1 protein-coding gene is annotated in these 263 nt (G+C 63.9%); it reads left to right on the forward strand.

All coding sequences use genetic code 11. From position 1 onward, the window contains the following. The coding region (locus QP415_RS12020) for an alpha/beta fold hydrolase (protein ID WP_285100233.1) at positions 1–263 on the forward strand (263 nt) is incomplete at both ends.

Genomic DNA, 263 nt, shown 5'->3' on the forward strand with positions numbered 1-263 from the left:
GGCGATCCCGGCTCACGAGAGCTTTCCGATACCGTGACATGCTCGACGACCTCCATGCCCTCGTCCAACACATCGCGCCGAAGCGCCTCACCCTCGTCGGCCAGTCCATGGGCGGCAACCTGGCTCAGAGCTACGTCGAGCTCCATCCCGGTGCCGTCCATCGGTTGATGCTGATCGACTGCACCGACAACCACGGATCCTTGACCAGAATGGAGCGTTGGGCGTTGCGCATGGCCAGGCCGTTGCTGTCGGCCTATCCGTGG

It is taken from the genome of Pauljensenia sp. UMB3104 (assembly GCF_030217285.1).
Taxonomy (GTDB): domain Bacteria; phylum Actinomycetota; class Actinomycetes; order Actinomycetales; family Actinomycetaceae; genus Pauljensenia.